The organism is Halalkalibaculum roseum, from assembly GCF_011059145.1.
GTDB classification, from domain to species: Bacteria; Bacteroidota; Rhodothermia; order Balneolales; family Balneolaceae; genus Halalkalibaculum; species Halalkalibaculum roseum.
In genome coordinates, this window is the sequence record NZ_JAALLT010000001.1 from 500159 (window position 1) to 517195 (window position 17037).

Sequence of the window (17037 nt, forward strand, 5' to 3'; positions counted from 1 at the left end):
TATGTCCTTGGATACTCCTACATTGAGTGATTTTTGCGTGGTCGGAGTCAACCACTGGGAAGCTACTATAGAGGTTAGAGAACGTTTTAGTTTGAGCGACAAACAGAAGAATGAGCTTATCGCAGGTGCCAATCGGGAAGGGATCAACAGTCTTTTCGTAATTTCGACCTGCAACCGCACGGAAATTTTTGCTCAACATGCCACCCCGCAAGAGCTGATTCGCTTACTGGTTACCTATTCCGATGCCTCCCTGGATGAATTTCATACCTATGGATTTGAACAGAAGGGGAAAAAAGCCGTTGAACATCTTTTTAATGTTACTGTCGGACTCGATTCACAGATTTTGGGTGACCTGCAGGTGGTAAAACAGGTTAAAGAAGGCTACGAACTGGCATCGGAAAAAGATGCCGTCTCCGGTGAACTTCATCGGCTAATGCAGCATGTCTTCCGGTCTCACAAACGTTCCCGAAATGAGACCTCTCTTGGAGAAGGTGCCGCAACTACTGCATATGCTGCTGTGCAATTTGCCAAGAAAACCTTCGATACCTTGCAGGACAAAAATATCCTGCTGGTCGGAACCGGTAAAATCGGAAAGGTGACCTGCAAAAATCTGGTCAGTTTGGGTGCTCGCAAAGTTACTCTGGTCAATCGAACACGCGACCGGGCCGAATTTGTAGCTGATCGCTTTGACCTTGATGTTGCAGACATGGAAGCACTTCCCAATCAGATTGCCGAGGCAGACCTGGTGATTGTGGCCACAGGGGCTAATGAGCCTGTCATCACCATGGAGCATATGAAACCATCCATTAAAAAGTCATCGTTTAAGGTACTCCTCGATCTTTCGGTTCCAAGGAATATTGAGCCTGAAATAAGCAGTCTGGATTTCGTGGATCTGGCCAACATGGATTTTCTGAGTGATGTGACTGATGAAGCCTACCGCAAAAGGGAGGAAAACATCCCGATGGTTAAGAAGATTGTAGATGATGAACTGACTGACTACCAGAACTGGCTGAGTAAACAGCGTGTGGTTCCGACTATTAAAGCGTTGACCAGTAAGTTTGATGCCATCCGTGATGATGAGTTTGAGTTTTTCAAAAACAAGATTTCAGATACCGACCGCGATAAAGTTGAAAACCTGACTCGTAGAATCGTCAATAAAATTGCTGCCTACTCAATCGAACACCTGCGGGATCACCACGAATCGGATCAGGTGACCAAGGTTGTAAATGATATGTATAAGCTGGAAACCGATGCATTAGATGAGTAGCTCTAAAAATATCAGAATTGGAACCCGCGACAGCGAGTTGGCAACCTGGCAGGCAAAGCAGGTAGCACAGCAATTGAATAAGCTCGGCCATAACACCGAGCTTATTTTTGTCAAATCAGAGGGGGATCTGGATCTAACCACGCCACTGACCGAAATGGGTGGTAAAGGCGTCTTTACCAAGGCCCTGGATAATGCCATGCTAAAAGACGAGATCGACATAGCGGTTCATTCGTTTAAAGATCTTCCTACCGAAAATCCATTACCTCTTAAAGTTGCTGCAATCCTGGAGAGGGCCGATCCGCGTGATACGCTGGTAACCTCCAAAGGTACCGATTTCCTGGATGATCCCGATTACCGGGCCGTTATTGCCACCGGCAGCAACCGGCGCAAAGCCCAATGGTTGAATCGCTACCCGAATCACGAGATTACAAATATCCGGGGAAATGTAAATACCCGACTTGAGAAAGTAGCTTCAAATCAATGGGATGGCGCTATTTTTGCCGCGGCAGGACTCACGCGCATAGATCTGGATCATCATATTGATGCTTATCTTGACTGGATGGTTCCTGCTGCAGCACAGGGCGCGATGGCTGTGATGATTAGGGAGGATGACGGGGAGATGGAAGAAGTGATAAGGCAACTTAATCACGATGAAACCGCTCTTTGTACCACAATAGAACGCGATTTCCTTCATGAGATGGAAGCCGGATGCAGTGCCCCTGTCGGAGCCTATGCCAATATTGAGGATGGTGAAGTACATTTCAAAGCGGTGGCCCTAACCCTTGACGGAGAAGAGCGTTTTGATTACGAGCACCGGGTGAGTGTTGGCAAAGCCGGCGATCTGGGTCTTGAGGCTGCACAGGAGCTTCTGGAGAAAGGTGCTATCAAAGTGATTGAAGAGATCCGACTGCAGTAAGAGTAAACCCTTCTGTAAGCCGAGTAGTAAGTAATTGAGGCTGTGTAATTTTATTTGAACTAATTTTCAAAAGTTGCAAGATCAGTTATCCATTAGATGAGACAGGATAAACGTAATATTTTAGTAACACGACCCCTTTCTGGCCGGCAGCTGGAATATGCACGTATTTTGGGACTCGAACCGATCATTGATTCCGCTCTGGATTTTGAATTTCCTGACTATTGGGATGAAGTACTTAAAGTGATTAATGAACACCCCAAATCGGACTGGATATTTACCAGTGCCAATGGTGTTAAAGCTCTCAAGGAATTGATAAAGAACGGTCTTCAAGTGCGTCCGGAGGTGCAGATTTTTGCTGTGGGTTCCAAAACTAAAGAAGCATTGGAAGCGCTTGGCCTTGAAGCCAAGATTCCTGGAACGCAGGACGGTTCACACCTGGCAGATTTGATTATTGAGGAGGGTAAAATCAATTCCATTATCTATTTTCACGGGAATTTGAGCAGGGGTGAGGTTACTGAAAAACTTCAAAATCAGAATATTGAGGTTATTGAGGTAGAAGTGTATCAAACCAAGATAAAACCGGTTAGTCTGCCGGAGAATCCGGTGGAGGCGGTCCTCTTTTACAGCCCGAGTGCCGTTGAAGGATTCGGTAAGGGTCAGGGTTTTGATGGCGACTTGCCGGCTCTGTTTGCGATCGGACCGACCACAGCGGAAGCACTTCAGAAAGAAACCGATCAAGGTGTTGAGATTCCCGATTCTCCTGACACCAAGGAATTGCTAAAAACTGTGGCCGATCACCTTTTTAACAAAGAGAATATCAAAAACTGAATTTTCGGGATTATTTAATCCGTAACATTCGCTCCATACCTGTCATAAACACTTATGAAACACCAATTTCCTGAACTTAAAAATGATTTACTACTTCGCGCCCTGAAAGGGGAAGAGGTTGAGCGTCCGCCTGTTTGGATGATGCGTCAGGCCGGCAGGTATCTCCCGCAGTATATGGAGCTTCGTAAGAAGTATACCTTTTTTGAGCGGGTTGAGACGCCGGAACTGGCCTGTGAAATCACCTTGCAGCCTATAGATGAAATTGGACCGGACGCGGCTATCATTTTTTCGGATATCCTGACTGTACCGCAGGCATTTGGTATTGACGTGGATTTGGTGAAAGGCAAAGGTCCGGTGATGGGTAACCCAATTAGAACGGTGGATGATGCCTTTTCCATCTTTGCCGAAGATATTCCCGGCAAGCTGAACCACGTGATGGAAGCTATTACATTGACACGCAAAGAGCTCAATGGAAGAGTTCCGCTTATCGGCTTTGCCGGTGCCCCATGGACGCTATTCTGTTATATGGTGGAAGGTGAAGGATCCAAAAATTTTGCAAAAGCGAAAAGATTCCTGTTTGAACATCCGGATGCCACACGGCACGTGATGAATGAGCTGACCAAGGCTACTATAGATTACCTTCAGGCTCAAATTGACGCCGGTGCCCAGGTCGTACAAGTGTTTGACTCATGGGCGGGATTGCTGAGTCCGGAAGATTTTAATGTTTGGGCGATGCCTTACCTGATGGAGATCTGTGATGCTATTGAAGAGGTCCCTGTAATCCTCTTTGCCAAAGGCAGCTGGTATGCTTTGGAGAGACTGGGTTACAAGAGTAGTGCATCTGCACTGGGCCTCGACTGGACGATTACGCCCGAGTATGCTAGAGAGGCGACCGGCAACAACATCACCCTGCAGGGAAATTTTGATCCGACGAAACTCTTCCTGCCGATTGATGAACTCAAGCGACAGGTTAGCAGGATGATCGATCGTTTCGGGACCCAAAAGTATATCGCGAACCTGGGTCATGGCATATTGCCTAATATTCCCGTAGATCATGCCCGCGCCTTCGTTGACACGGTAAAAGAGTATCAAGCTACAGATTAGCACAGATGTCTAAAATGTTAGAAACCTAATACGAATCAGTGCAAATCTGCGGCCCAATTAATTAATTGAGAACATGTCCCCCTTTGAAAGGGGACGAATTCGGCTTCAGTCGAATTCAGGGGGATGCCCTGAACGAGCAATGCTTATGAAGAAGCAGTTTAATCACTTTGGATATAATAAAAAGCTAAAAGCATTAGCACGCAATCTGCGTAATAACTCGACCAAAGCTGAAATCAGACTTTGGTCCGAAGTATTAAGGGCCAGAAAGATGAAAGGCTATACTTTCTTACGCCAGCGCCCTGTCTTAAACTATATTTCGGATTTTATGTGTAAGGAGCTAAAACTTATAATCGAAGTGGACGGGGTTACTCATAATTACGAAAAACAATGGTATAAAGATAAGCAGCGGCAAAAAGAATTAGAAGAACATGGGTTTACAGTTTTAAGGTTTAGCGATGATGATATCCAGAAGAATCTGCAAGGTGTTTACAAAGATTTGGAGCGTTGGATAGAAAGCCATCCCCCTGCACCCCCTTCTAAGGGGGACTACCAATCACCACAGATTAACCCAGAAAATTAATCTTTTAAGCCATGAAAAACAGCAAAAATCAGTGGCCCAAAATTAACCAGAATGATTAAAGAACGTTTTTCAGATTATATATTTGACCTGCAAAATCAAATCTGCCAGGGATTGGAAGAGGTAGATGGAAAAGCAAAGTTCCGCCACGACGACTGGGAGCGTAAAGGGGGTGGAGGCGGACACACCCGCGTCATTAAAGGCGGTAATGTCTTCGAAAAGGGCGGGGTAAATGTTTCTACCGTTCACGGTGAACTTCCCGATCTGATCAGAAAACGATTTGAAGTGGAAGAGGGATGGTTCTGGGCCGGGGGAATCTCACTGGTCATACATCCATGGAGCCCCATGGTTCCCACTGTTCATGCCAACTTCCGCTATTTTGAACTCTATGAAAATGAGCAGATGGACGAAATCAGGGATTCCTGGTTTGGTGGCGGAGCTGATTTAACCCCTTATTACCTGTGGGATGGGGATGCCATCCATTTTCATCAAGTCTTCAAAGAAGCCTGCGACATTCACGGAAGCGATTTGTATCCCCGTTTCAAGAAGCAGTGTGATGAGTACTTTTACAACGATCACCGAAATGAAGCACGGGGAGTTGGAGGCTTGTTCTTTGATTACCTTCGCGAAACGGGTCAGCGCAGCATGGAAGACTGGTATAATTTCACAACCGGAACCGGTAATGCATTCCTGAAATCGTACCTGCCTATTGTCAGGCGAAGGAAGGACGAAGAGTACGATGAAGAACAAAGGTACTTTCAGGAGATCCGGCGCGGTCGTTACGTGGAATTTAATTTGATACACGATCGCGGCACTTTATTCGGTCTGAAGACCGACGGACGAACGGAATCCATACTGATGAGTTTACCACCCCAGGTACGCTGGGATTATGATTTTCAGGTAAAGGAAGGCAGCCGCGAAGCATATTTGATCGACCGGCTGAAGAATCCGATTGACTGGATTGAATATGCAGAAAAGCAGGTCATAGATTGACACAGATAGGAAATTTTATTCCATACCTTAGTGCCAATCCGCGGCCAAATAGATATTTTAATTAACCTTGCAAATTATGCCACACGGACAATTTCCCTACATACGAGGTAGAAGGCTAAGGAGCAGTTCGGCTTTACGTGCCATGGTAGCGGAACATGAGTTGAAACCGGCCGATTTTATTGCTCCTATATTTATCATGGAAGGAAAAGACCATAAGGTTGAGATACCCTCCATGCCCGACTATTACCGGTATACGCTCGACCGCGTAATGAAAGAAATTGAAGAGCTGCAGGAAGCAGGTATTCGATCGCTATTGCTTTTTGTGAAAGTTCCTGAAGACAAAAAGGATAATAAAGGTACTGAAGCACTGAATGAAAACGGGCTGATGCAGCAGTCGGTACGGGCAATTAAAGAGCAGTTCCCGGATATGCTGGTGATGACTGATGTGGCACTTGACCCTTATTCAAGCTACGGCCACGATGGTATTGTCAAAGATAGCGAAATCGTTAACGACGAATCGGTGGAACTGTTGGCCGAAATGGCGGTTAGTCATGCCCAGGCCGGAGCCGATATGGTGGCACCTTCAGATATGATGGACGGCAGAATTGCCGCAATGCGCTATGCCCTTGATGAACAGAATTTTAAGAACACCGGCATCATGGCCTACAGTGCCAAATATGCCTCCAGCTACTATGGACCCTTCCGGGATGCCCTGGACTCGGCACCGGGTTTCGGTGACAAGAAAACCTACCAGATGGATCCTTCGAATGTAAGGGAGGCCATTAAAGAGGCAAAACTGGACGAACAGGAAGGCGCCGATATTGTAATGGTTAAACCGGGATTGCCCTATCTCGATGTGGTTAGGGCAGTCAGGGAGCATGTAAGTGTACCGGTTTCAGTGTATAATGTCTCCGGTGAATACGCTATGTTGAAAGCTGCTGCTGAAAAGGGTTGGCTGAATGAAGAAGAAGCGATGATGGAAGCTTTGATCGGTTTTAAAAGAGCCGGAGCAGATTTAATTGCAACCTATTTTGCAAAAGCAGCATCAAAACTAATTAATAAAGGTTAGAACAGATCTTGAATTATACTTTGATCAAGACAGAAATTTAATTGTTTAATCTGTGAAAATCAGTGGCGAGAAAGATTATGCTAGAAAACAGTAAATACCTATTTGACCGTGCTCAAAAATTTATTCCCGGTGGGGTAAATTCACCGGCGAGGGCTTTTAAGTCTGTAGGCGGTACACCCGTATTTTTTGATAAAGCCAAGGGTTCTATACTCACCGATGTGGATGGCAAAGACTATATAGATTACGTAGGATCCTGGGGACCCATGATATTGGGACATGCCTATGAACCGGTGATAAAAGCCGTACAGGAAACCGCTGCTCATTCGACCTCCTTTGGGGCACCAACTGAGATTGAAGTTGAGATGGCCGAGCTGGTAAAACGCATGGTACCCGGGGTTGATAAAATAAGAATGGTCAACTCCGGTACGGAGGCCTGCATGAGTGCCATCAGGGTTGCGAGGGGCTATACGGGCAGAGATAAGATTATCAAGTTTGAAGGGAACTACCATGGTCATGGAGATTCGTTTCTGATCAAAGCCGGCAGCGGGGCTCTCACACTGGGTTCACCCAGCAGTCCGGGGGTTACCAAGGGAACCGCCAAAGATACGCTTGTGGCCGACTATAACGACCTGCACAGCGTTAAAGAGTTGCTGAATACCCATAAAGACGAAGTAGCTGCAATCATTGTAGAACCGGTCGCCGGAAATATGGGGTGTATTCCGCCAGCACCCGGATTTTTAAACGGACTACGGGACCTTTGTGATGCTCATGATACAGTACTGATATTTGATGAAGTCATGACCGGCTTTCGGGTGGCAAAGGGCGGTGCACAGGAACGCTATGGTGTTACCACGGACCTCGTAACCTATGGTAAGATCATAGGTGCTGGACTGCCGGTCGGTGCGTTTGGTGGTAAAAAGGCAGTAATGGATGTAGTTTCCCCCGTCGGACCTGTTTATCAGGCCGGCACCCTGTCAGGGAACCCGCTTGCGATGGCAGCCGGCTTTGCCTTATTGAGTGAGTTGCAGGACAAGCCTGTGCATTACGATCAGCTTGAAGAGAAAACCACCTACCTGTTCAATGGCCTTAAGAAAGTATTTGATAAGTGGGATGTTCCTGTACACATAAACAGGGTCGGTTCCATGATCAGTGTTTTCTTTACAGATGAGGAGGTTGTGAATTATCAAACAGCTAATACTACCGACAAAGAGTTGTTCAGGGATTTCTTTCATGAAATGCTACAGCGAGGCATCTATCTGCCGCCATCACCCTTTGAATCATGGTTTCTGGCAAATTCATTGACACAGGATATGATCGACAAAACCGTAGCTGCTGCAGACAAATCTATAGAAGCCGCACTGGAAAGCAGCAAAGTAGACAGTAAATGACAAAGCTATTTGAAAAACTAAAAGAGCACTGGGGCTTGGATAGCTTCTGGCATGTGGTGCTCATCCTCTTCATATTTTCCATCACGGGGATGACAGCACTTTACATTCGTCAATTCTTCTTTGACCTCTTTGGTATTACCTCAGATACTGCCCTTTCTATCAAAATAATAGCCTGGCTCTTGGTTGTTTTTCCCTCATACCAGGCACTTTTTTTAATCTACGGTTTCTTGCTCGGGCAATTCGATTTCGTTTGGCGATTTGAAAAGAAAAGCCTGAATCGCATTAAAAACCTATTTGTAAGATCGGAATAGCAGAAACCGATATACGATTACTCTTCTTCTGAATTCTTCTGCTTTTCTTTTTCCTTCTTCTCTTTCTTCTTACGCTTCTCAATCATCTTCTCAACCTTTCTCTGGTCTTTTCTGGGCAGGCTTTCCACAACCAGGTCGTAAGAATCTTTAATCCATTCCTTGATCAATACATCGGAGAGATATCCGTGAGGATCAACATTATTCCAGTGGCGCTTGTCTTTGTAATTCCCAGGTTTAACTTCGGGGTAAAGGTCTCTAAGGGTGGCAGCTTTAACGGGGTCACACTTCAAGTTGATGGTTTCAAATTTATCAACATCCGTCAATGCAAATACCTCACCCATAACTTTATAGACAATGGTATTGTCATCGTTAGGGAACTCTTCAGTTACTCCTTCAAAAGAACTGCAAAATTCTTTGAATTCTTCAATATCCATAAATGTGTTTCTACAATTTCACTGTTATAATGGCAAGGGCACAATTACCCGTTAGTTGTCTCATTATTACAGAATTTAATTAAACAGGCAGGCGAGTTATTCTGAATTTGTCAAACATTGTGCATCAAAACCATCGGAATATTTGTCTTATTCGCTATAAGTGCCTGTTTTTGGTTTTCTTACTCTCGGTAAAGATAGTATTCGAGAGCAAGAAGGCAAATCTTAAATCCGGCTTCGAGATTCTCAGTTATTTACACTATTAAAATCATTAATAAAGTCACCCAACAAATTAACAGCTGACTCCTGTATAATATTCATCCTGTCGTAAGAGACAATGCCAACCATCCCGGTCTCCCAGGTACTGGCTGATGTTTGACGATCGCGATTTAACTGAAGTTTTACCGGCTGGTAGAATCTAATGGAAACCGAAAAGGGAACAAGACCCCTGCCGGCATCCATGGTATTGATGTGCATGTATAGGAATGGGATATCAGCAGAGGATTCAATTTCACGATCACTGACCAGCGGGATTCCCGCTTCTGCCAATCGCTGTCGCGCTGCATCCTTGATCGACGTCACCTCAATTTCCCCTTTTTCATTCAATGTAACATTGGTTTCCAGATTTACAGTAAATCCCAGCTCGTTGATACCCCTCAGGGAACTTATCTCACGTTCAATTTCATTCTGAGCAAACGATAAAACCGGCAAGGCTATAATCAATAAAATTAGGGAGCCTAGAATTCGTCGTGTTTTCATCATCTTAATTTGTGTTAGGTTAAACCTGATTTATTCCAACGTAACAGTTTGTTGCGACGTATATATTAGTTCCGTTTTCATAATAAAACAGAATCGGAACCTTTGTGTCATACATGCACCTACTCTAGTCTCTATTTGAGTACCGCTATAGTTAAAACAATCCATGCAGCTATAAATGCAGTTCCGCCGATGGGGGTTATGGCACCCAGCCAGGTAATTCCGGTTGTTGAGAGAAGGTACAAACTCCCCGAAAAAATGATGATCCCGGCCAGCATCAGCCATCCCGACCATCTCAATAGGCCAGAGTCCGGGAGGTGATAAGCGATAATTCCTACGGCCAGCAAACCCAGGGCATGATAAAAATGGTACTGTACTCCTGTCTGAAAGATCTCAAGCATGTCGGTGCTCAACCTGTTTTTTAATGCGTGTGCCCCGAAAGCTCCCAGCATGACGGCAATGAGTGCATTTATACTGCCAAGCGCGGTAAATATTTTAAACATATCAGTGGATTATTTTAAGTCTTAAAGCTGACCAGTTATCATTAATCGATACCATAGCAACCCCTTTTAATTGATGCTTCATCGCAAATTCAATGATAGAATCTCGGTTGATGTCAGTGTCTATTGAAGAAGTACCTTTGTGATAGGCAATCCAGAGTGCTCCTTTTGGTTTAAGGCGGTCTTTGAGACCAATTAAATGCTTCTCAAGCTGTTTATAGTTCTCTATGAAAGCCAGCACTATATCAACTGTGTCATCTTCTGTTGCAATAACTCCTTCCGGAATGCCACCGAGCAACTTCCCAAGGTTGTCTGGCGCATTAAAAAAGAATACACGCTTGCCTTGTCTAAGAAAGATTTTTTCTGCAACTGTTTTTGTAGACATAGCACTGCCAAAGTTTAATATGATACATTATTTGACTACCCTCGCCGTATTTTGATGGTCAGCACGTCAGTGGGTTCTAATCTAATGGCATCATGTTTTACAAAACTGATTTAAGAATTCTTTTAATTGATATAATTGATTACTTCATTAAAGCCTAGGACCTAAAACCGATTTCTTTGTGCGTACCGTCGCAAAAGGGTTTATTTTCTGAAGCCCCGCAGCGGCATAAAGCAATGTTCTTGGAGCAACTGACGGGTTGTGTGCTCTCGGAATACATTTGGAAGTGACCCTGTACAAGGAGCGGCCCGTTTTTAAGGGCCTTCAGTACCAGTTTTGAATCTGTAGTATCAGGGTTGTCGTCCGAAAGGGAAGATTTGTCAAATGCCGCAGGAGCCTCAAAATTAGCTTTGGTATGGGAGTTATCACAGGCCGGTTTATTGCCCGATTGCCCGCATCGGCAGAGTGCCCAACGGGTGTCGTTCAGGAGTACATTTTCATTTTCATCACGAACCTCAAGATCCCCTCGAAAATAGACCGGACCGTCAGGAGAAATAGTTATGGAATTAAATGGAGGTTTCTGCTCTTCCGCGGAGTGATCTTTCATCTCATAGTGCAGTGCTCCTGTGGGACATCGTTCTACAGTATTTCTAATTTTATTTGCAGAGGCTTCTTCAGGCTGAATCCACGGTCGCTTCTTTGGATTAAATACACTTGACAAACCTTTTACGCACTCTTTAGCATGAATACATCTTTTGACATCATATGTGACCTTGATGTCATCGTTCTCGTAGGTATAATTTTTTTGTTCCATTGTGCATTTCCTCCGCATGTTATCTTTTCAACAAGAATACATATGCTCAGGCAAATAAAAAAACTCCCGGGAACATTCCCGGGAGCTTGTTAGGAACCGGTACTTATTTAAACTAGCTGCCTTGCGTTACTTCAATATTATTGTTGATTGCAAGGACTCCTTTAACATCCCGGGCCACTTCTTCAGCTTGATTTTTCTTAAATACGGAGTTTACGGTTCCTTCCAGCACAACAATACCGTCAACAACGGCAATAGTAAGGTTGGTGCTTTCCAGGTAGGGGTCTCGCTGTACAGCCAAGTTAACGCGATTTTGAATGGCATCATCACTTACGGCGACTTCAGGAGTAACCACTACTTTCTTTTGAACCTCAATGTTGTTTTCAACATCACGGACACCGGCAGTATGACGTGCATCCGAATCGGCAGCAAGTTTTGAATTTAGATTGTTAACAGTTCCGGTGAGTATAGCGATATCATCCTCGATGGTTACATCAACCATATCTTCAGGCACTCGGGGATCATAGGTAAAGGCCCTTTTGATGGCATTTACAATCTGCTCGTCCGTGAGTACATCCAGCTGATCACTCTCAAGCATGTCGGATTGAATTTCAGGTTGCACCTCCAGCTCGTCGGCTACTACCGAGTCAACACCTACGACATGTGAAAAGTCCATCGCCAGTTGCTTTTCGTAGGCACTTCCGATTGACCCACTTAGGGTGACGCGATTACTGTCTACAGCAACCGATATTTGATTACCGCGTACTTCGGAGTTCATCATCAAAGTCTCCTCGACTTCCTGTTTGATATCTTCATCCGAACGGTTGGAATCCGGTTGGACGAGAATGGTATTATTGATTTCCTTCACTCCTTTAACACCTGCGGTGATTGCTGCTGCAAGCTGTTTTTCCTGCCAGGAGTCGACGGCACCGGTCAGCCTGACGAGTCCATTCTGAACATCAACAGAAATTTCGAGCGCCTCGGTTGCCGGATCGGTTGACAAGGCTTGGGTTACATCTGTTTCAATAGCACCATCCGGCCTCACTCCCGATACCTTTACATTGTTTACCACGGAGAGAACTCCATGAACATTTTGAGCTAATGTAGTTGCTTTTCTTTTAGCCAGTAGGTTGGTGGTTGATCCGGTAAGGGTTACCACACCTTCGCTCGTATTCACTTCAATATTTTCTGCGGGAACAGCTTCACTGGTAGCAAATTGAGCGTTTACTGCTTCAGTAATATCGGCATCGGAGGTCACCTCTACGGTATCATTAGTGCTCTCCTGACAGCCTGTAATGGTGAAAATTGCAATGACTAGGATCAATAATGATTTGAATAAAAGTGAATTCGAATAATTCTTTTTCGTCTTCATAATATTCTTTTGTTTTCTTTCTATTACATTACACTTTTTAACAATTTACACGGTGTTGAAGTTTATCTAGTAGGCCGGCCGGCGATAGCAAATTCTTTGCATGAACCCTTGTAAGTCGTCCTTTGTTTTCCTCCTTTATAGACACAAATAATTCAATATTGGATTCTTGGAAAAACAGGAAGAAACTGGAAGTACAATGAAATGTTTGGTTACAGGAGTAACGGGTTATATCGGGGGCCGATTGGTTCCCTATCTGCTTGATCGGGGACATTCCGTGAAAGTACTATGCCGTGATGCAGAACGACTGCAGGGGAGAAGGTGGATTGAGGAAGTAGAAGTTTGCGAGGCTGATGTATTGAAGCCCGAAACCCTCGATGGCATTATGCAGGACATCGACGTTGCCTACTATTTGATCCACAGTATGAGCGGCAACGAGAATGCGGACTTCCATGAACGAGACATGAAGGCGGCGCAAAATTTTGGGGAAGAGGCAAAAAAGCAACATGTAAAGAGAATCATTTACTTGGGAGGCCTTGGCAGTGACGAAGATCATCTTTCAAAGCATCTGAAATCCAGACAGCAGACCGGTCAGACGCTGCGGGAGTCAGGAGTACCCGTGACAGAGTTCAGGGCGGCCATCGTGGTAGGTTCCGGAAGCAAGTCGTTCGAGATGATACGCTATCTAACAGACCGGGTACCTATTATGATTTGTCCTCGTTGGGTGTATAGTAAGGTGCAGCCCATAGCCATACGTAATGTACTGCAATATCTGGTTACAGCCATTGAAAAACCTGAAACCGAAAATGAGATTATTGAGATCGGCGGTAAAGATGTCATGACCTATGCCGAGATGATGAAAACCTATGCCCGGGTCAACGGACTCAAAAGAATATTGATGCCGGTACCGGTGCTGACCCCGCAGTTATCTTCGTATTGGGTTCACTGGATGACACCCATCCCGGCATCTCTTGCGAAACCATTGATCGAGGGGCTGAAGAACGATGTCATTGTACAAAATGATAAAGCCAAGAAGCTGTTCCCAGAAATAGAACCCTTCGGCTATGAAAAAGCGGTTCGCCTAGCCATCAGAAGGATTGATACGCAGGATGTGGAAACCACATGGAATGATGCCCTGCTCAGCAGCAAAGGCGATGAGCGTCCGGTAGTTCTGGAGTCGAAACAGGGTCTGAATATCGAACGGAGAATGCGTACCGTCGAGGCGGATCCTGAAAAGGTATTTAAAGTATTTACCAGCCTTGGCGGGGAAAAAGGATGGCTGGCCTTTGAATGGGCCTGGAAACTTCGCGGCATCCTCGATCGAATGGTAGGTGGTGTTGGCTTCAGGCGGGGAAGAAGAAGTCCCGAAGATTTGCGTGTTGGGGATGCCTTGGATTTTTGGCGGGTTGAAGCAATTAAAGAAAGTAAGCTTTTACGCCTGAGAGCGGAGATGAAAGTGCCCGGGAAAGCATGGCTGGAATTTCAAGCCGTTCCGGTTAATGATAAAGAGACTCAGCTGATTCAAACGGCCTATTTTGAACCTAAAGGTTTGTTCGGACTGATCTACTGGTACGGTCTATATCCTATTCATTCGCTAATTTTTTCCAGTATGATTGATCATATCGCCCGGGAAGTTGTGAATAATTCCGGTCACGAGTAGGTCAATATCGGTCTGTAATACGTTTGTATTTTTGCCAACTTATTACAGATGAAATGCCCACCCCGGCGAATATCAAACCAAGCAGGGAAGTCAAAGCTGTTGCAAACCAGTTCAAAAGGCCGCCATCGATTATGGCATTATGGGGATTTTGCGGATCATACAATACTGAGACAACCTCTCCAACGCTGTAGGAGGGAGGGTTGCTGCCGGAATCGTGACGAAAGGTAATTGCCTGTTCACTGCCCGGAACCGTGAATTCTACCATGGGATAGTAAACATAGCTGTCGTCCGATCTCGACTCAATAAGCCTTGTCACCTCGCCAGATGCTGTAAGAGCAGTTTCCAGGAATTCAGCTCTTTTCATACCCAGGTAAATAGAGAGCCCTACTAAAGCCAGCCCAACCAGCGTAAAAACAGGTCCGACATATTTTAATCCCTTCGACTTCTTGAATACCTCCCGGTTAAGCTCCTCTGTGTTGTTTATCCTGACGCTTTGTTCCGGTGCGGTACCTTTCTTAGTCTTCATTTCTGTATTTCGGAAGGATTCTTTCAACTCATCCAAAGAGTTGATATCCCTTTTTTTCAACCCCTTTTTAACCTGTCTTACAATCAGTATCCCGCCAAAGGCATAAATTGCCATTGAAAAGAGCGAGAAGGTAAAGGTGATGAAAAAATAGTAGCACAATCCCAATCCGATTAGGCCGAATATCAATCCAATAAATAAGGGTACTGCTGATTTAAGCTGGGCATCTTTGGTATCGTAAGAGTATAAAACGTTAACTTCTTCACCGATCTCATAAGCGGGCCAGTTTGATCCTGTGTTGCCGGTAAAAGTCAGCATATTACCCTTACCTATATATTCCACTACCGGGTAGTACATAGGTCCCCCCTTTTTTCTGGAATTGCTTTCAGGCGTGGTTCGTCTCTCAAGAGCAATTACCTTTCCAACAGCCCTGTCAAAATATAATAAGGCATACAGCTGGTTCCATAGAATGGCGAAACCGGCAAATGCGAAAATTGCACCTACCAGTAATAGAATGATATCCATAACCCCCTGATTTAACTGACATTTAGTGTAATATTAGTAAGGCATACTAATCTAATTGGCTGATTTATTCAACCGGTTTGGTAGGCGAATAAGGGGGAGGAAGAATGTCATAGTTAAATAATTAGCAGTATTTGCTTACGGAGCGGGGCGTCGTAAGCAGAGGAAATAATCAGCAGTGCTTGCTTCCGGAGCAGAGCACCGGAAGCAGAGAGGATTGATTCCGCAACAATTCTCTTTTCGCCGCTCTGCTGCGGAATGAATCGTGTCTCTCAAAGCACATAATATACTGCATTTCACTGATTCTACTTTCATTTTGCTAAAGTATTAATTGGTACTTTTGGGCGTCCAAAAGTACCACAAAAAACGCCGGACAGGGATTTGTTCGGCAGGGCACCGGTGTCGCTTGACGGTGTAAAAACAATGATCCGTAACTCTCAAAAACTTGTTTACAGGATCTCATCGGTGTGTTTTTACGCCCATCCGCCTACGCGTCCCCGTCGCAACCTCCTGCCTCACAACTCCAAAGCCGGTTATGGGTTAAACTTTACTTAATTGCTTCAGGTGCTATCCATCTTCACTACATTATACTTTTTGGAAGCAGAACACCCGGAACGGCTTAGGAAGAATGAAATCAGGATTGAAGAAGAGGGGTCATTTCGCCGCTCTGCTGCGGATTGAAAGATTTTGGTTTACTCTCTCTTACTGTTCCAAAAGCATGGGGTTCGGATATTTGAAGCGGTAGTTCAGTTTATCTTTTAACTTGCGATTGGAAACAACCTTGTACTCTTTGTCGGTATCCTCGCTGAAAGTTGGGGGGACCAGGTCAAGGGCTTCCGCTGCTGAAGAATAATACATTTTACGTGGCGGGTGCCCGTCAGACACGGCATTAAAAATCTCTCCTGTAATTTCCTCCTCAATAATCTGCTCAATGATACGGATGCAGTCATCGCGGTGAATAAGATTTACAGGAGCTTTTCCGCGATTCAGGTTGGTCTTGCCGGCCATGTATTTGGCAGGGTGCCGATCGTAGCCGTAAAGTCCGCCGAAGCGAAGAACGGTAGTATTGAACTCGTCTGCATCCATCAATAAGGATTCGGCACGAAGCAGGGCATTACCCGATTCTCTACCGGCCTCTCCCGCGATTGCGTCCGACTCTTCAACAACACCGGGGAGTTTAGGATAAACCGATGTGGAGCTTACAAAAACCACCCGATTGATATCAGAAGACTTCAGGTGTTCTATGACCGATTGTATTTGGGCACCGTGATATTCAATGATATTGTCCCTTCCCCTTCCCGGAGGTATGTTCAATACCAAAACATCTGCATTCCAGAACGATTCACAATTCTCACAATTCAAATCGGGTTCAAGTGTCATTAAATAGGCTTCAATACCTTTCTTTTCAAGTTTGGGAATTTTCGATTCGGTTGTGGTCGAGCCTTTAACGGTGTGATCTTTTTTTGACAGGCTTTCTGCAAGGGGCTCTCCCAGCCAGCCGCAACCCAAAACACTGATCTTCATAGATAAGGGGATAGAATTGAAATCTTTTAAAGCATCCAAATATCACAAAAATATCTTTCAAATTCATCTTCTCTTCGAGGTTTCCATTCGGAACAAGACCGCCTTC

Annotated in this window: 18 protein-coding genes; 10 read left to right on the plus strand and 8 right to left on the minus strand. The window is 45.0% G+C overall.

Annotation, left to right across the window (positions count from 1 at the left end; all coding sequences use genetic code 11):
• Nucleotide 1: 1 nt before the first annotated feature.
• From hemA to G3570_RS02030, 9 genes are all read left to right on the plus strand, one after another.
• Nucleotides 2–1267, plus strand: a complete 1266-nt coding sequence (gene hemA, locus G3570_RS01990) for a glutamyl-tRNA reductase (RefSeq protein WP_165138649.1) — start codon at nucleotides 2–4, stop codon at nucleotides 1265–1267.
• Entirely contained in the window at nucleotides 1260–2183 is a 924-nt protein-coding gene (gene hemC / locus G3570_RS01995) for a hydroxymethylbilane synthase (RefSeq protein ID WP_165138651.1), read from the plus strand. Before hemA ends, hemC begins: the two co-directional genes overlap by 8 nt.
• 96 nt (nucleotides 2184–2279) lie before the next feature.
• Entirely contained in the window at nucleotides 2280–3011 is a 732-nt protein-coding gene (locus G3570_RS02000; RefSeq protein ID WP_165138653.1) for a uroporphyrinogen-III synthase, read from the plus strand.
• Between the two features lie 54 nt (nucleotides 3012–3065).
• A complete protein-coding gene (hemE, locus tag G3570_RS02005; RefSeq protein WP_165138655.1) occupies nucleotides 3066–4115 on the plus strand; it encodes a uroporphyrinogen decarboxylase in 1050 nt (349 codons plus the stop codon).
• A gap of 145 nt (nucleotides 4116–4260) precedes the next feature.
• Entirely contained in the window at nucleotides 4261–4695 is a 435-nt protein-coding gene (locus G3570_RS02010; protein WP_165138657.1) for an endonuclease domain-containing protein, read from the plus strand.
• A 54-nt stretch (nucleotides 4696–4749) separates the two neighbouring features.
• Nucleotides 4750–5685, plus strand: coding sequence for an oxygen-dependent coproporphyrinogen oxidase (gene hemF / locus G3570_RS02015; RefSeq protein WP_165139485.1), 936 nt, complete (start codon nucleotides 4750–4752; stop codon nucleotides 5683–5685).
• Nucleotides 5686–5761: 76 nt separating this feature from the next.
• Nucleotides 5762–6754: a porphobilinogen synthase gene (hemB, locus tag G3570_RS02020; RefSeq protein WP_165138659.1), complete on the plus strand. Its 993-nt coding sequence runs from the start codon at nucleotides 5762–5764 to the stop codon at nucleotides 6752–6754.
• Between the two features lie 74 nt (nucleotides 6755–6828).
• Nucleotides 6829–8142 (plus strand): glutamate-1-semialdehyde 2,1-aminomutase, encoded by a 1314-nt coding sequence (gene hemL / locus G3570_RS02025; protein WP_165139487.1) that lies wholly within the window; start codon nucleotides 6829–6831, stop codon nucleotides 8140–8142.
• Nucleotides 8139–8453, plus strand: a complete 315-nt coding sequence (locus tag G3570_RS02030) for a DUF6787 family protein (protein ID WP_165138661.1) — start codon at nucleotides 8139–8141, stop codon at nucleotides 8451–8453. The genes hemL and G3570_RS02030 overlap by 4 nt, the downstream gene beginning before the upstream one ends.
• A gap of 17 nt (nucleotides 8454–8470) precedes the next feature.
• On the opposite strand, the gene G3570_RS02035 is transcribed toward G3570_RS02030, so the two are convergent.
• The 6 genes from G3570_RS02035 to G3570_RS02060 form a co-directional block, all read right to left on the minus strand.
• Nucleotides 8471–8887 (minus strand): MmcQ/YjbR family DNA-binding protein, encoded by a 417-nt coding sequence (locus tag G3570_RS02035; RefSeq protein ID WP_165138663.1) that lies wholly within the window; start codon nucleotides 8885–8887, stop codon nucleotides 8471–8473.
• Nucleotides 8888–9130: 243 nt separating this feature from the next.
• Nucleotides 9131–9646 carry a hypothetical protein gene (locus G3570_RS02040; RefSeq protein WP_165138665.1) on the minus strand — a complete coding sequence of 172 codons (516 nt, stop codon included), beginning with the start codon at nucleotides 9644–9646 and terminating at the stop codon, nucleotides 9131–9133.
• A gap of 128 nt (nucleotides 9647–9774) precedes the next feature.
• Nucleotides 9775–10143, minus strand: coding sequence for a DUF423 domain-containing protein (locus G3570_RS02045; RefSeq protein WP_165138667.1), 369 nt, complete (start codon nucleotides 10141–10143; stop codon nucleotides 9775–9777).
• Between the two features lies 1 nt (nucleotide 10144).
• Nucleotides 10145–10525 (minus strand): DUF3052 domain-containing protein, encoded by a 381-nt coding sequence (locus G3570_RS02050; protein WP_165138669.1) that lies wholly within the window; start codon nucleotides 10523–10525, stop codon nucleotides 10145–10147.
• 154 nt (nucleotides 10526–10679) lie between these two features.
• Entirely contained in the window at nucleotides 10680–11336 is a 657-nt protein-coding gene (locus G3570_RS02055; protein ID WP_165138671.1) for a CDGSH iron-sulfur domain-containing protein, read from the minus strand.
• Nucleotides 11337–11448: 112 nt separating this feature from the next.
• Nucleotides 11449–12705 carry a BON domain-containing protein gene (locus tag G3570_RS02060; protein ID WP_165138673.1) on the minus strand — a complete coding sequence of 419 codons (1257 nt, stop codon included), beginning with the start codon at nucleotides 12703–12705 and terminating at the stop codon, nucleotides 11449–11451.
• A gap of 196 nt (nucleotides 12706–12901) precedes the next feature.
• Between G3570_RS02060 and G3570_RS02065 the strand changes: the two genes are divergently transcribed.
• The gene (locus tag G3570_RS02065) at nucleotides 12902–14362 is read left to right on the plus strand and encodes an SDR family oxidoreductase (protein ID WP_165138675.1); all 1461 of its coding nucleotides are present in this window, start codon (nucleotides 12902–12904) and stop codon (nucleotides 14360–14362) included.
• A gap of 1 nt (nucleotide 14363) precedes the next feature.
• Here the strand turns inward: G3570_RS02065 and G3570_RS02070 are convergent, their stop codons facing one another.
• Complete coding sequence (locus G3570_RS02070) at nucleotides 14364–15410, minus strand: DUF3592 domain-containing protein (protein WP_165138677.1); 1047 nt, start codon at nucleotides 15408–15410, stop codon at nucleotides 14364–14366.
• Between the two features lie 699 nt (nucleotides 15411–16109).
• On the minus strand, nucleotides 16110–16931 hold the full coding sequence (locus G3570_RS02075) for an NAD(P)H-binding protein (RefSeq protein WP_165138679.1): 822 nt from the start codon (nucleotides 16929–16931) through the stop codon (nucleotides 16110–16112).
• Between the last annotated feature and the right edge of the window lie 106 nt (nucleotides 16932–17037).

What these genes read in the sequence shown, in the direction of transcription:
- hemA (WP_165138649.1), top strand. Translation starts at nt 2, where the DNA reads ATGTCCTTGGATACTCCTACATTGAGTGATTTTTGCGTGGTCGGAGTC.
- hemC (WP_165138651.1), top strand. Translation starts at nt 1,260, where the DNA reads ATGAGTAGCTCTAAAAATATCAGAATTGGAACCCGCGACAGCGAGTTG.
- G3570_RS02000 (WP_165138653.1), top strand. Translation starts at nt 2,280, where the DNA reads ATGAGACAGGATAAACGTAATATTTTAGTAACACGACCCCTTTCTGGC.
- hemE (WP_165138655.1), top strand. Translation starts at nt 3,066, where the DNA reads ATGAAACACCAATTTCCTGAACTTAAAAATGATTTACTACTTCGCGCC.
- G3570_RS02010 (WP_165138657.1), top strand. Translation starts at nt 4,261, where the DNA reads ATGAAGAAGCAGTTTAATCACTTTGGATATAATAAAAAGCTAAAAGCA.
- hemB (WP_165138659.1), top strand. Translation starts at nt 5,762, where the DNA reads ATGCCACACGGACAATTTCCCTACATACGAGGTAGAAGGCTAAGGAGC.
- G3570_RS02030 (WP_165138661.1), top strand. Translation starts at nt 8,139, where the DNA reads ATGACAAAGCTATTTGAAAAACTAAAAGAGCACTGGGGCTTGGATAGC.
- G3570_RS02035 (WP_165138663.1), bottom strand. Translation starts at nt 8,887, where the DNA reads ATGGATATTGAAGAATTCAAAGAATTTTGCAGTTCTTTTGAAGGAGTA.
- G3570_RS02040 (WP_165138665.1), bottom strand. Translation starts at nt 9,646, where the DNA reads ATGATGAAAACACGACGAATTCTAGGCTCCCTAATTTTATTGATTATA.
- G3570_RS02045 (WP_165138667.1), bottom strand. Translation starts at nt 10,143, where the DNA reads ATGTTTAAAATATTTACCGCGCTTGGCAGTATAAATGCACTCATTGCC.
- G3570_RS02050 (WP_165138669.1), bottom strand. Translation starts at nt 10,525, where the DNA reads ATGTCTACAAAAACAGTTGCAGAAAAAATCTTTCTTAGACAAGGCAAG.
- G3570_RS02055 (WP_165138671.1), bottom strand. Translation starts at nt 11,336, where the DNA reads ATGGAACAAAAAAATTATACCTACGAGAACGATGACATCAAGGTCACA.
- G3570_RS02060 (WP_165138673.1), bottom strand. Translation starts at nt 12,705, where the DNA reads ATGAAGACGAAAAAGAATTATTCGAATTCACTTTTATTCAAATCATTA.
- G3570_RS02065 (WP_165138675.1), top strand. Translation starts at nt 12,902, where the DNA reads ATGAAATGTTTGGTTACAGGAGTAACGGGTTATATCGGGGGCCGATTG.
- G3570_RS02070 (WP_165138677.1), bottom strand. Translation starts at nt 15,410, where the DNA reads ATGGATATCATTCTATTACTGGTAGGTGCAATTTTCGCATTTGCCGGT.
- G3570_RS02075 (WP_165138679.1), bottom strand. Translation starts at nt 16,931, where the DNA reads ATGAAGATCAGTGTTTTGGGTTGCGGCTGGCTGGGAGAGCCCCTTGCA.